At 51.8% G+C, this 13,604-nt stretch carries 15 protein-coding genes; 8 read left to right on the forward strand and 7 right to left on the reverse strand.

Annotated elements, in window-relative coordinates:
* Nucleotides 1-51 precede the first annotated feature (51 nt).
* Nucleotides 52-399: a LytTR family DNA-binding domain-containing protein gene (locus C6362_RS04105; protein WP_014015488.1), complete on the reverse strand. Its 348-nt coding sequence runs from the start codon at nt 397-399 to the stop codon at nt 52-54.
* 454 nt (nt 400-853) lie between these two features.
* Between C6362_RS04105 and C6362_RS04110 the strand changes: the two genes are divergently transcribed.
* The 4 genes from C6362_RS04110 to C6362_RS04125 all read left to right on the forward strand — a co-directional run bounded on the left by C6362_RS04110 (nt 854) and on the right by C6362_RS04125 (nt 3,746).
* Nucleotides 854-1,828: a bile acid:sodium symporter family protein gene (locus C6362_RS04110; protein WP_014015489.1), complete on the forward strand. Its 975-nt coding sequence runs from the start codon at nt 854-856 to the stop codon at nt 1,826-1,828.
* A 27-nt stretch (nt 1,829-1,855) separates the two neighbouring features.
* Entirely contained in the window at nt 1,856-2,701 is an 846-nt protein-coding gene (gene panC / locus C6362_RS04115; RefSeq protein WP_014015490.1) for a pantoate--beta-alanine ligase, read from the forward strand.
* 99 nt (nt 2,702-2,800) lie between these two features.
* A complete protein-coding gene (locus C6362_RS04120) occupies nt 2,801-3,100 on the forward strand; it encodes a hypothetical protein (protein ID WP_014015491.1) in 300 nt (99 codons plus the stop codon).
* 28 nt (nt 3,101-3,128) lie between these two features.
* Nucleotides 3,129-3,746 carry a DUF6803 family protein gene (locus tag C6362_RS04125; protein WP_014015492.1) on the forward strand — a complete coding sequence of 206 codons (618 nt, stop codon included), beginning with the start codon at nt 3,129-3,131 and terminating at the stop codon, nt 3,744-3,746.
* 265 nt (nt 3,747-4,011) lie between these two features.
* Here the strand turns inward: C6362_RS04125 and ltrA are convergent, their stop codons facing one another.
* Nucleotides 4,012-5,403 (reverse strand): group II intron reverse transcriptase/maturase, encoded by a 1,392-nt coding sequence (ltrA, locus tag C6362_RS04130; protein WP_198407942.1) that lies wholly within the window; start codon nt 5,401-5,403, stop codon nt 4,012-4,014.
* Between the two features lie 500 nt (nt 5,404-5,903).
* Between ltrA and C6362_RS04135 the strand changes: the two genes are divergently transcribed.
* Genes C6362_RS04135 through C6362_RS04150 form a run of 4 tightly spaced genes read left to right on the forward strand, consistent with a single transcriptional unit; the run spans nt 5,904 to nt 8,429 of the window.
* Nucleotides 5,904-6,188 carry a nucleotidyltransferase domain-containing protein gene (locus C6362_RS04135; RefSeq protein ID WP_014015493.1) on the forward strand — a complete coding sequence of 95 codons (285 nt, stop codon included), beginning with the start codon at nt 5,904-5,906 and terminating at the stop codon, nt 6,186-6,188.
* Nucleotides 6,175-6,564, forward strand: a complete 390-nt coding sequence (locus C6362_RS04140; protein WP_014015494.1) for an HI0074 family nucleotidyltransferase substrate-binding subunit — start codon at nt 6,175-6,177, stop codon at nt 6,562-6,564. Before C6362_RS04135 ends, C6362_RS04140 begins: the two co-directional genes overlap by 14 nt.
* Before the next feature lie 13 nt (nt 6,565-6,577).
* Entirely contained in the window at nt 6,578-7,294 is a 717-nt protein-coding gene (locus C6362_RS04145; protein WP_232501481.1) for a response regulator transcription factor, read from the forward strand.
* Nucleotides 7,281-8,429, forward strand: coding sequence for a sensor histidine kinase (locus tag C6362_RS04150; RefSeq protein WP_014015496.1), 1,149 nt, complete (start codon nt 7,281-7,283; stop codon nt 8,427-8,429). Before C6362_RS04145 ends, C6362_RS04150 begins: the two co-directional genes overlap by 14 nt.
* On the opposite strand, the gene C6362_RS04155 is transcribed toward C6362_RS04150, so the two are convergent.
* The 5 genes from C6362_RS04155 to C6362_RS04175 form a co-directional block, all read right to left on the reverse strand.
* On the reverse strand, nt 8,395-11,244 hold the full coding sequence (locus tag C6362_RS04155; protein ID WP_014015497.1) for a heavy metal translocating P-type ATPase: 2,850 nt from the start codon (nt 11,242-11,244) through the stop codon (nt 8,395-8,397). The two genes, C6362_RS04150 and C6362_RS04155, sit on opposite strands and share 35 nt — an antisense overlap.
* Before the next feature lie 13 nt (nt 11,245-11,257).
* On the reverse strand, nt 11,258-11,578 hold the full coding sequence (locus C6362_RS04160) for a metal-sensing transcriptional repressor (protein ID WP_014015498.1): 321 nt from the start codon (nt 11,576-11,578) through the stop codon (nt 11,258-11,260).
* A 307-nt stretch (nt 11,579-11,885) separates the two neighbouring features.
* Nucleotides 11,886-12,314 (reverse strand): OmpH/Skp family outer membrane protein, encoded by a 429-nt coding sequence (locus C6362_RS04165; RefSeq protein ID WP_014015499.1) that lies wholly within the window; start codon nt 12,312-12,314, stop codon nt 11,886-11,888.
* 103 nt (nt 12,315-12,417) lie between these two features.
* On the reverse strand, nt 12,418-12,831 hold the full coding sequence (locus C6362_RS04170) for a GerW family sporulation protein (RefSeq protein WP_014015500.1): 414 nt from the start codon (nt 12,829-12,831) through the stop codon (nt 12,418-12,420).
* The gene (locus C6362_RS04175) at nt 12,824-13,567 is read right to left on the reverse strand and encodes a hypothetical protein (protein WP_014015501.1); all 744 of its coding nucleotides are present in this window, start codon (nt 13,565-13,567) and stop codon (nt 12,824-12,826) included. Before C6362_RS04175 ends, C6362_RS04170 begins: the two co-directional genes overlap by 8 nt.
* Between the last annotated feature and the right edge of the window lie 37 nt (nt 13,568-13,604).

Raw genomic sequence — 13,604 nt, forward strand, 5'->3', positions numbered from 1 at the left:
TTTTTGCGTACAAAAATAGAACCTGATGAAATACGAACTTTTTTTGATTTTTTATGCATCTTTGCTGAAGATGAATTTGAAATAATCTTCCTGGAACTGGCGATATTTCCGTTTGGCCAGAGGAATTTTGTGTCCCTTCACTTCGATGTATTCGCTCTTTATGATGTGAATTGCGGACTGGTTGACGATGTAACCTTTTCCGGGAGAGACGAACTGGCCGGGGGCGAGGGTTTCAAAGGTCTGCAGCATGGCCAGCAGGGACTGGCGCGTTTCCAGCATGGAGCCATCTACGGTATGGACTTGTTGGACGTGGCCGTTGCTCTCGACGAAGAGGATATGATTGATTTCCTCGACCTGGATGCCGCCACCGACAAGGCGAAAGATGACTTTTTTCCGCATAGGATACCTCCTTTCTGTTCGTGATAGGGAAGCACTTGTATTGGCAATCTTATTATAGCGTAATTTTCTGATTAAATATTCAACGCGAACTGAAATGCACATTTTTTGGCGTAAATTGATAAATGTAACTTATAGAATTATAAAACAGAAAAGTATATAGTTATCTCCGATGAGAGCGAGAAAGGCCATTGCATCGTGTTCCTAAATATGGTATGATACGGCCGAGGCAAAAGATAGCATCACCTGGTGTGAGTTATACTTTTTTTTCGGATATTTCTAAAGATGGTTTTGTCATCTGCTTGGATCTGATTCAGACCGAGACAGAAAGGATTAGGTGGGATTGTTACAGATTTCACCTGCACTATGGATATTTGTCGCTTAGACACCTTTCGGTCTGTGCCGGAAGGTGTTTTTTTGTTCTTTTGCCCCAGATTCCAATAGGGAGGTTTTTTTGTTGAAAAAGTGTTGTGATTTTCTGGTAAACAACATGGCCATTTTCGTCGTCCTCATCGGTATCGTCGGCGCCGTATGGCCGCAGACCCTGCAGTGGGTCAAGCCTTATGTCGGCTGGCTCCTGGGTATCGTCATGTTCGGCATGGGCATGACCTTGACCGTTCAGGATTTCAAGACCGTCTTCAAACGGCCGTGGGAAGTCCTCATCGGCGTCGTCGCCCAGTTCATCATCATGCCCTTCGTGGCCTGGGCCCTGGTCCGTCTCTTTACCCTGCCGCCGGAACTGGCTATTGGCGTCATCCTCGTCGGGACCTGCCCGGGCGGGACGGCATCGAATGTCATTTCCTACCTGGCTAAGGGCGATGTCGCCCTGTCCGTATCGATGACCATGTCGACGACGCTCCTGGCGCCCATTGTGACGCCGACCCTGACCTGGTTCCTGGCAGGCGCCTGGATCCACGTTTCCTTCGTGTCCATGATGATTTCCATTGCGGAAATGGTCCTGGTACCGGTCCTGCTCGGCCTGGCAGCTCATCATTTCTTTGCCAGCCGCGTCGAAAAGGTCCTGCCGGCGATGCCCGTCATTTCCGTCGTCACCATCGTCATCCTCGTCGGCTGCGTCGTATCCCTCAGCGCATCGCGCCTGTTCGACGTTGGCCTGCTCATGGCAGCCATCGTCATCTTGCACAACGTCTTTGGCCTGGCCCTGGGCTATGGTATGGCCAAATTGTTCCGCCTCGATTCGCGTAAATCCCGGACCGTGGCCATCGAAGTGGGGATGCAAAATTCCGGTATGGCTGCCTCCCTGGCTGTCTTATATTTCAATCCGGCAGCGGCTATCCCCGGCGCTATCTTCAGCGTATGGCACAATATTTCCGGGTCCATCGTGGCCAATTTCTTCTCGCGCCGCGATGAAAAAGCCGAAGAAAAGGCCCGCGCCCTGTCTGTCGATAAATCGAGTGTTCCTACTCATTAATTTATATTCCAAAGGAGTCTTAATATCATGAAAATTTTCCGTACTGTCAAAGAAATGCAGGCATTTGCTGGTGAACAGAAAAAAGCTGGTAAGGTCATCGGTCTGGTCCCGACCATGGGGGCTCTCCACGAAGGTCATCTGACCTTGATGCGGGCTGCTAAAGCCAAATGCGACGTCGTCATCGCTTCGGTCTTCGTCAACCCGACCCAGTTCGGCCCGAACGAAGATTATGACGCTTATCCGCGCCGCTTCGATGAAGACTGCCAGAAGTTGGAAAGCGTCGGTGTCGATGCCGTCTTCCATCCGGAACCGTCGGAAATGTATCCGGAAGGTTATTGCACGTATGTCAACGTCGACGGCGACATTACCCATAAACTCTGCGGGGCTCAGCGTCCTATCCATTTCCGCGGCGTCGCTACGGTCGTTACGAAATTGATGAACATCACCCGTGCCGATGAAGCTTTCTTCGGTCAGAAAGATGCTCAGCAGGTCGTCGTCGTCCGCCGTTTCGTCAGCGACCTCAACCTCCCGGTCCACATCAATATGGTCCCCATCGTCCGTGAAGAAAGCGGTCTGGCCCGGAGCTCGCGCAATGCTTACCTTTCGCCGGAAGAAAAACAGGCAGCCTTGGTTTTGTCCCGTAGCCTGCGCAAAGCTAAAGCAGCTTATGAAGGCGGCGAAAAAGACGTAGAAACGCTGAAATCCATCGTCACCAAGGAAATCCAGGCTGAACCGATGGCTTCTATCGATTACGTTGATCTCTTCTCTTTCCCGGCTTTGAAACCGATCCAGACTGTCGACCAGGAAAGCCTCTTGGCCATTGCCGTCCGTATCGGCAAGACGCGCCTCATCGATAATGTCATCTTAGGCTAAGGAAATCTTCACATTTTCTTCACATTTCCTCCACATCTTTTTCGCACGTCTCTGGTATAGTAAAAGCATAAACAGAGGGGTACTACAAAGGAGGTTTTCATGATGAAGAAAAAAATCCTAGCCGGATTGGCGGCACTCGTCGTAATTGCCGGTTTTTCCGCCTTTGCAGCCACACCAGCTGCTTTAGAAGGTTCATCGTCAGGGACTTACGGCTCAGGTTATACATGTTATGACAACGGTAACGGGTATTGCCGGGGGCCGCAGGCCTGCTATGATGACCACGATAACTGCTATACTGGAAATGGTTATTGCCAGGGACCGCGCCGCGGCTGCCGGGCCGATGGCCAGCGCGGCTGTCAGGGCCGTCAAGATTGCCCTGCCTATAGCGAACAACAGTAAGCCGTTCTAATCAAAGGGGGAAAACAATATGGTAATGACTCACTACATGGAACTCTTATCGCTCCATGAACCTTGGTTCTTGATTCTCTTCATGCTGGTACCGATGGTATTGGCTGAAACGATTTTAGCGTCTGGTGCTTTTTCCTTGCTCTACAAGGACAGCCGCAGTGAAAAATGGGACAGCCTGAGCCACGTCTGCGGACTCATCTTAGGCGTCTTCTTCATTGTAGCTACGGTATACATCGTCACATCCTATGTGCCGACTATCCAGTGGCGCGGCCCGATTGATTATATTTCTATTTGGGCTTATGTCTTAGGCGTCATCCCAGCCGTCCTCATCCTCTTGCAGGAATTGGGCATTATCTTTAAGAGCTCCGATTCGACGGCCAAGATCAAGAAACACATCGTCCTCATGATTCTCTTCGTCCTGTTCACGCACTTAGCCATGGTCTTCGGCATGGCTGACCCACAGCTCGCAGGTTACGTTCCGCCGAAACAGAACAACATGCAGATGCAGATGAACGGCAATATGCCCATGGACCACAGTCAGATGGACCATAGCCAGATGAACCATGACCAAATGAACGGTCAAATGAATGGCCAGATGAATAACAATAACGGCCAGATGGACCACAGTAAGATGTAAAATTCGTGGCTAGTGGTTCGGTGGTTCGTGGCTTCGTAGGGGCCGTCCCAGAGGGCGGGCCGCCTCTCCTGTTAGGAGAGGTGGCTCGAAGGGCCGGAGAGGTTTAACCTCTCAGTCAGCTATAGCTGACAGCTCCCCTATAAGGGGAGCCATTATACGAGCCACGAACCACTATAACAACGAACCAATCGAGTAGGAGGGATTTCTGAGTAGAAATCCCGACCTCTCACACCACCGTGCGTACCGTTCGGTACACGGCGGTTTCCTAGTTTTCGCATACTTGCTTGTAATAGCTCGTCATGGTTATGTAGCCAAGGCGGGCTATTTCTTTATTCGTAAGAACTGAGTTCAGCATTGCCGCTGCTCGCCACGGACCTTTTCGGCAGTTAGCCATTTCCAACACTACCCACTTGGGCGCGCCGTATTGGCTTATCATCCGGTGTTTCGTCCGTACCTTCTTCCATTGTTTCCAGTATATGGTTCGTATTTTGCGTCGAATCCATCTGTCAATTTGAATTAGCAGTTCCTTCATATTCGCTAGTTTAAAGTAATTCACCCATCCCTTTATGAATCGTTTCAATAGAAGGGCTCTCACTTCGTTTCCTTTTCCATTGCTTCGTTTCAATATAAACCGCAAACGGTCTTTCATCTTAGTAATGGATTTCGGATGCACCCGGAGTCGGCATTTTCCATTCTTTCGGTAGAAGCCATATCCCAGATATTTAACATAGCGGATGTGGGCTACGTGCGTCTTATTTCGATTCACCTTGAGAAATAATTTCTTCTCAATATATCGAGTGATGCTTTCCAAGGTCCTTTCGGCACTTCTTCTGCTTTTGCAGAGTATCATGCAGTCATCTGCATAGCGGACAAATTTATGTCCGCGCCGTTCCAGCTCCTTATCCAGCTCATTCAGCATGATGTTACTCAAGAGCGGACTCAATGGCCCTCCTTGGGGAACCCCCTGTTCACTTCGTTCGAACATCCCATGCCGGATAACACCAGCATGGAGATATTGGTGTATCAGCGAGATGACCCGGCCGTCTTTTACGCTCCTTGACAGAACTTCTATCAATTTGCTTTGGCAGACATTGTCGAAAAATTTCTCCAAGTCCATGTCTACGACGTAGACATAGCCCTCATCTGCATAGGCCTGGCATTGTTTCAACGCATCGTGGGCGCCCCGTTTGGGACGGAACCCGAAACTGCTATCTGAAAACTGTGGCTCGTAGATAGGCACAAGAACCTGCGTAATCGCCTGTTGTATCATGCGGTCTACGACCGTAGGGATTCCTAATTTCCGGAATTTCCCTTTTTCCTCTTTGGGTATTTCAACCCGACGGACTGGCTGGGGCTTATATTTCCCATTCCGTATTTGCTGAAGGAGGTCCAGGCGATGTTCCCGCAGGTAGGGTAGAAGTTCATCTACACTCATCCTGTCGACCCCGCCGGTTCCTCGATTAGACTTTACCTTCTTATAGGCACCATTTAAGTTGTCTCGTGATAAAATCTGCTTCAACAGACTGTCCGCTGGCAAGCTTGCAATGATGTCGTTGTGTTCAGCAATCCTCGCATGGGCAGACGCTTCCACATATCCCGGTTGTTCCGCAACCTCTTTTTGTGGACAGCCTTCTTGATGAAGTTTTCTGTCTTTCATTCCATGATTGGTTACTTTCATTAACTAACATCTCCTAGGATTCGGCCCTTTCCTCATGGTCTATAGCCCATAAGGTACTATGGCCTCGGCTGACTCCTCATGATAAATCTTATTTCAACCATGATGTCCAATCTATATGGCACCATCATGTCCATGAGGCCTCCCCGGGTAAGAACGCACTCTTTCTCTCCATGTGTCTGCCACATCTACTATTCATGGTTCCGTGTAGCTATGGGACTTCAACCTGTTAGGCGGCCTTATCCCCATGACTAGCCTTATGTGATTTCTGTTCGTCAGACCAGAGATTTGCCTCGACCTTCCTTCAGATTCCATCTCACGATGGACACCCTTGGTTCTGGCTATAGCCTTCCCGCTACCGGGCGGCTTAGGGACTTTCACCCATTAGAGTGCGCCCATGCCGGGCGCACCTAAAAGGGCTTGTCGCACGTGCGACAAGCCCTTTTTTCATGCTATAATTGATATAAAAAGGGGGAAACACGATGGATTTAGCGCAGCCGATTTTAGAGGGCATCATCGTTCTGGCTAAACAATACGATATTCAAAAGGTCATTCTTTTTGGCTCCCGTGCCCGTGGCGATAATTGGGAACGCAGCGATATTGACCTGGCTGTCTGCGGTGGAGATGTCACGCGGTTTTCTCTTGATGTCGATGAGGTCATCCCGACACTGCTCATGTTCGATGTCGTCGATTTAGATGAACCGGTCCAGCCTGAACTGCGAGCCGCTATCCAACGGGAAGGAGTCGTTATATATGAAAAAGTATGAGAATTTCTGCAAAGCCTTGAATAACCTCAAAGAAATACAAAAAGAAATACCACCTTATTCGACGGTCGTCCAAACGGGAATGGTTTCTCTTTATGAAATCTGTTTTGAACAGGCTTGGAAAGCCATGAAAGAAGTATTGGAAAATAATGGCTATAGCCAGCATAAGATAGGGTCATCGCGGACAATTATCAAAATGGCTTATCAGGCAAATCTGATTGACGATGAGGATTGCTGGCTGGAGGCCTTGCGGGACCGGAACAATGTAGTCAATTCTTATAATGAAGAAATTGCCAATAATATCATTAAAGACAGCAAAGAGAAGTACATTACCATGTTTGAAGGGCTGCAAAAGGAAATAGAAAAAAATTGGTTGTGAAGATGATAGGGAGGTGGATTTTTTGCGAACGAATTCGATTTTAATCGTCGATGATGATGAAAAGCTTTGTGCTTTGTTGAAATCTTATTTTGAGCAGGAACAGTTCATCGTCTATGTGGCTCACGATGGCATGACGGCGTTGCATACGCTGCGCAACCAGAAACCGCAGATTATGCTCCTCGATTTGATGATGCCCGGCATGGATGGCTTCGAGGTCTGCCGCCGTATCCGTCAGTTCAGCGATATTCCCATTATCTTCTTGTCGGCCAAGGACGATGAAACGGACCGCCTAGTCGGTCTTAATATGGGCGGCGACGATTATGTGACCAAGCCTTTTCACGTCAAAGAAGTTATTGCCCGCGTTTACAGCCTGCTGCGGCGGACCCGCGGCGAAGTACTGCAGAAGACGACGTCGTATACCATACGGGATTTGACCATCGACAAGGAAAAGTTTACTGTCTTGAAAGGAAATCAGCCGGTGCCCCTGACGCCGACGGAGTTCAATCTCCTCGAAGTCTTGGCTTCGGCTCCGGACAGGGTGTTCAGCCGCATGCAGCTCATGGACAAAGTACAGGGCGGCTATGGCTTTGAAGGTTATGAACGGACTATCGACACGCATATCCGCAACCTGCGCAAGAAGCTGGAAGCCGACCCGGCCCATCCGACGTATATCCTGACCGTATACGGCATCGGTTATAAATTCGACGGAGGGAATCATGAAGAAAGCTGACAGCATCGTCATCCGCCTGACCGGGATGGTCTTTATCCTCATCTTCCTGACCATCGCCATTTTGCTCATCTTGGTCAATAACCAGATGGACAACCATTTTTCCCAGTATTTAACGAATATGTCCCAGATGATGGGCAATGGACATCAAGGCATGGGCATGATGCACGGCATGAGGCATGGGCCGGCGGAAATTACCTATATCTCGGCCGTCCACCGGTCGTTGCTCTGGGTCGGCCTGGTCATGCTGGCCGTCAGCGTCACCATCAGTTATTTTATCGTCCGGGAAATCATGCGTCCCTTGTCAGCTCTGACCGACGCCGTGCAAAAAGTCAAGGCCGGTACGTATGGCCAGACGGTTCCCGTCGAACGCCGTGATGAAGTCGGGACCCTGACCGAGACTTTCAACGACATGTCCCAGGAACTGGCGAAAAACGATAAGATGCGGCGCCGTCTCTTTGCCAACATCGCTCACGAACTGCGGACGCCCCTGGCCATCTTGCAGGGCAATCTGGAAGGGATGATCGACGATGTTATCCCGACGGATAAGAAGGTCCTCTTGTCCATGGAAGATGAAACCTTGCGCATGGGCCGCCTCATCCAGGACTTGCGGGACTTGTCACTGGCGGAAATTAATGAGCTGACGCTCCATAAAGCACCGCATGATATCAACGTTCTCCTGGAACGGGCCGTCAGTATGCTCCAGCCTTTATGTGACGAAAAATCCCTGGCCGTCCATTTGGACTTGGCCAGGGATTTGCCGAAGGTATCTATCGATGTGGACCGTATCAATCAGGTCATTTATAATCTGCTCAACAACGCCATCCGCTATATCGAAGCGGGCTGTACGATTACCGTTTCGACCTTAGCCGTCACCGTGAAGGGACAGCCTTATGTGCAGGTTCAGATTGCCGATACGGGCAGCGGCATTGCGCCGGAAGATTTACAGCATATCTTCCAGTACTTTTACCGCAGCGAAAAATCGCGGAACCGCAAGAGCGGCGGCAGTGGTATCGGCCTGGCTCTGGCTCAGCAGTTCGTCCGCAGTCATGGCGGCAGGATATGGGCGGACAGTGAAGTCGGCAGGGGGACGACGTTTACCTTTATTTTACCAATTCATAGCCAGCGTCGGCAATGACTTTGGCAAAGTCTTCCGTCGGGATGTCTTTGCTGGTCGTGACGTCGGCTTTTTTGCCTTCCAAGTCGACCGTAACGGCTGTGACGCCGTCCATAGCGGCTAATGCATCATGTACGTGTTTCTGGCAGTGCTGGCACATCATACCTTCGATTTTCAAAGTTTTTTCCATGGTTTCATCCTCTTCTTTCTTTGGGGTAATAAGATTTTTTAATGTATATCCAGCAGTGGTGATGACTTTTTTGAAGTCCTCTGCGGAAATAGCTTTATCAGCGGAGACATCGGCTTTCTGCCCATCCAGGTCGACGACGGCATCGGTGACGCCGTCCATGGCTTTCAGGACTTTCGTGACCGTAGCCACGCAGTGCTGGCACATCATGCCTTCGATGGACAGGGTATAGTGGAACGGGGCCGGAGCCGCTGCCACTTCGGGAACCGGATTTTGCGGAGCTGCCTGTGTGGCTTTAGGGCTATCTGCTTCCTGTGCCGATGTTTCACGTGAAACATCAGTGCTGTGCGTCGTCTTGAAGAAGCGCAGGCGCAGGGCGTTCATGCAGACCGTGAAGCTCGACAGGCTCATGGCAGCGGCGCCGATCATCGGGTTGAGGCGGATGCCGAAGGCCGGATAGAGGACCCCGGCTGCCAGGGGAATACAGATGATATTGTAGAAGAAAGCCCAGAACAGGTTTTCTTTGATATTCTTGATGACGGCCTTGCTCAGGCGGATGGCGCTGACGGCGTCGAGGAGGTCGCTGCGCATGAGGACGGCATCGGCGCTTTCGATGGCGACGTCTGTGCCGGCACCGATAGCCATGCCCAGATCGGCTTTCGCCAGGGCCGGTGCATCGTTGATGCCGTCGCCGATCATGGCGACTTTATGGCCTTGGGCCTGGAGGGCGGCGATGTGTTTTTCTTTATCCTGCGGCAGGACGCCGGCAATGACCCGGGGAATGTGCAGGCGCTGGCGGATGGCTTCGGCCGTGCGCTGGTTGTCGCCAGTGAGCATGACGACGTGGATGCCCATTTTGGCAAAGTCGGCAATGGCTTCGGCGCTGGTCGTTTTTTCGACGTCGGCTACGGCGATGATGCCGATGATTTCCTTGTCGTCGGCAAAGAGGAGCGGTGTCTTGCCGTCGTCGGCCAGAGCGTTGAGGCTGGCCGTGATAGCTTTGGTGTCGATATGGGCTTCGTCCATGAGGCGCATATTGCCGGCATAATAAGTCTTGCTGTCGATGACGGCCTGGACGCCGCGGCCGAAGAGGGCCTTGAAATCGCTGGCCGTCTTGCCGGTCAGCTGGTGTTCGCTGGCGTAGGTCGTAATGGCTTCAGCCAGGGGATGTTCACTGCCTTTTTCCAGAGCTGCCGCAATGGCGACGAGGTCTTCTTTTGTGCCTTTCAAGGGAACGATGTCCGTAACTTTCGGCCGGCCTTCGGTGATGGTGCCGGTCTTGTCCATGACGACCGTATCGATGGCATGGGCCGTTTCCAGGGCTTCGCCAGATTTGATGAGGATGCCGTTTTCAGCCCCTTTGCCAGTGCCGACCATGATGGCAACCGGTGTAGCCAGGCCCAGGGCGCACGGGCAGGAGATGACCAGGACGGAGATGGCCGTCGAGAAGGCAAATTCGGCATCGACGCCCATGACGAAGTACCAGATGAGGCCGGTAATGATGGCGATAGTGATGACGGCCGGGACGAAGTAGCCAGAGATGGTATCGGCCATCTTGGCGATGGGCGCCTTGCTGGCGCTGGCTTCGTCGACGAGTTTGATAATCTGGCTGATGGTCGTATCGGCGCCGACGCGGCGGGCTGTAATGTGGATGAAACCCGTCTTATTTATCGTAGCCGATGTGACTTTGTCGCCGACTTGTTTTTCAACAGGAATACTTTCGCCGGTAATAGCGGCTTCATCGATGCTGGTCGTGCCTTCAGAAATGACGCTGTCAGCCGGGATGCTTTCACCGGGGCGGATGACGATTTCATCGCCGACGACAAGGTCTTCGACGGGGATGACCGTTTCGACGCCGTTGCGCAGGACCGTCGCCTGTTTCGGTGCCAGGTCCATGAGTTTTTCAATGGCGGTGCTGGTCTTGCCTTTGGCGCGGGCTTCGAGGAACTTGCCGATGTCGATGAGGGTGACGATCATGCCGGCTGATTCAAAGTACAGGTTGGTGCTGTACTGGGCGACGAGGGCCCAGTCACCGTGGCCCATGCCCCAGCTCATGCGGAAGATGGCGAAGACGCCGTAGACGGCAGCGGCCATGGAGCCGAGCCCGACCAGGCTGTCCATGTTCGGTGCACCCTGGAAGAGGTTGCGGAAGCCGTTGACATAGTACTTGCGGTTCAAGTACATGATGGGCAGGATTAATAAGAACTGGGTAAAGGCAAAGGTAATGGCATTTTCATCGCCGTGGAAGACGTACTGGAAGCCTTCCGGGACGGGGATGCCGAACCATTCATAGAACATGTGGTGCATGGCGATGTACATGACCGGGATCAGGAAGAGGATGGACCCGATGAGGCGGTGCTTCATGGCCTTCATTTCTTCCTTGGCAATGTCGGATGCGCTTTTCTGGGACGCACCGGCCGACTGCGGGCTGCCGCTTTCAGCCGGGCTGGCGCCATAGCCGGCATCGACGACGGCCTGGATGATGTCTTGTTCGCTGACGACGTTTTCATCATACGAGGCCTGCATGCTGTTGGTCAGCAGGTTGACGCTGGCCTTGTCGATACCGTCCAGCTTGTTGACGGCTTTTTCCACGCGGGCTGAGCAGGCGGAGCAGCTCATGCCGGTAATGGTGAATTTTTCGTGCTTCAAAATACTCACTCCTTTATTTCATGAGTTTTTGTAAAGTGCAGACGAGTTCATCGACGACTTCGTCTTTGCCTTCACGGATGTCGTGGACGACGCAGGACTTGATGTGCTGGCCCAGGAGCTCCTTATTGAAAGAATTCAAGGCCGACTGGATGGCACTGACCTGAGTCAGGATATCAATACAATAGCGATCGTCTTCGACCATTTTTTTCACGCCCCGTACTTGGCCTTCGATGCGGTTCAGACGGGAAATGAGTGATTTATACTCTTTGCCCTCTTTATTGCGATACTTATGCTTTTCCGTATCGCAGCAAGGACAGACTTTCTTTTCGCCCATAATTGAATACTCCTTTCAAATAAATACCCCTATGGGGTACATGGTTATAATATACCTACAAGGGGTATATGTCAAGGGGGAGTTGTTAGTGGTTAGTAGATGGTTTTTTATTTGTAGGGGCGACCGCGTGGGGCGCCCGCTCCGGAATATGCATGATTTCCCAATCAGTTTGCCAGGAAAATCATCCAAACGGGCCGCCTTAACAGGACGGCCCCTACGGTGCGGCCATGAGGCCGCCACGAGCTACGAACCACGAACCACTAAAAAAAAGGCGCTGTCTTCACGCGACAGCGCCTTTTTTTTATCCTTATTTCAACAATGCTTTGACGGCTTCTGTTTCGTCCGTAGCGTTTTCGTTACCAGAGATGATGGCACCCTGGGCTACGATGCAGTCGAGGCCTTTGTCCTTGCGGACCTGGTCGACTTTGGAAACGACGTCTTTTTCAATGGGGACGATCAGCTTGTTTTCCAGCTTGCTCAGGTTCTGAGCGAGTTCACGGCCGAGGTTCTGGCGTTCCTGATCGGTCTTCATTTTCGGAGCTTTTTTAGCAAACTGTTCGTTAGCATCTTTGACAGCAGCCTGCATCTGAGCGCTGACTTTCGGGAAGTCCTTGTGGGACTGTACTAAGGTATCGAAGTTGACGTAACCGACGCCGGAAGCGAAGGCCGACGAAGCAGCGACAAGGCTCATCATTCCCATAACGGCAAGGGATGCCAATTGTTTTTTCAGTTTCATAATGTATTCCTCCTGTACCGCAGAGCGGCTGAATTACTCTTTCTTACAATGTTCTATTCGTATATTATAACAAACTTACTGCTAAAGTACAACATGCACGGCTTCAGGCCTTTTCATCTTCCCCTTCTGTCTTGTCTTCGTCATCATCGTGGATATAGATATATTTATCCTTTTTCATCTTATCGATGATTTCCGGAGCCATGGCGATGAGTTTTTCAAAAGCCGAAGCCTGGTAGCCATCTTTCTTGATGGAGAACATTTCGACCCGGTCGCCTTTGATGACCAGGATGGCTGCCGGTTCCATCTTAGCGCCGCCGCCGCTGCCGGCACTGCTGCGGCCGTTTTCCGTCTTGCCATTGACGCCGCCGGACCCGAAACCAAAGGTGACGTCGACGAAAGGCACCAGGATTGCATCGCCGATGTGGACGGCCTGGCCGACGACGGTTTCGACTTTGATCATTTCTTTGAAACTTTCAAAAATTTCTTCCAAGTTGTTCTTGATGTACGAGTTATCCATGTTCTTCCTCCTTGTTCACAGCGTGCCACTCAGCCCATAGACGGCGTACAGGCCGGGAGGCGGCAAAGACGGCTGTAAACAGAAGCAGCACTGCCGGATATAGACGGCCCGAAGCACGGACGGTACAGTCATACTGTTCCTCGACGAAATTGAATTGTAAGTCTGTGACGCTCCCCGGACAGATGGCATAGAGGGCGCCGGCCAGCATCCCCGTTTCATGGGGTTCCGGGAGGCCGATGATGCCGGTCAGGGTAAAGCGGCGGATCTGGCCATGGCCGAGCAGGCGGGACAGCCAGGTGAAGAAGGCCGCCAAGAAATCGCTATTGAAGATGCCCGGCAGGAGCTGGCATATCGGCGGCTTTTTTTTGGGGCTTCCTGACTCTGTCGATTCCGGGGCCTCCGGCCCTTTTTCGCGGAGCAGGTCTTCATACGTGAGGTGCTGGCTTTCTTTTTCCAGTTCCTCCCAGGCTTTCTTGGCTTCTTCCGGCGTCGGGGGCGGCGTTTCTACCGGCTCTTTCACGGCAGGGCTGCGCTTCCAGCAGGTATGCAGCTCGTGATGCGGTTCTTCGCCCAGGGAATAGGACCAGGATGCATCGGCCAGCTTCCGGCCCCAGCTTCCCTGGCCTTCGACCTGGAAGGGCGTGCCGATATGGACGGTCAGGGCATAGGTAATGGGCAGGCAGAGGATGAGCAGTATGCAGCTGAATAAAATGGCAAGGACGACGACAATCGCCATAGTGCAGCCCCCTTTTGTGAAAATAATCCGTTACTTT

Source organism: Megasphaera elsdenii DSM 20460 (genome assembly GCF_003010495.1).
Taxonomy (GTDB): domain Bacteria; phylum Bacillota; class Negativicutes; order Veillonellales; family Megasphaeraceae; genus Megasphaera; species Megasphaera elsdenii.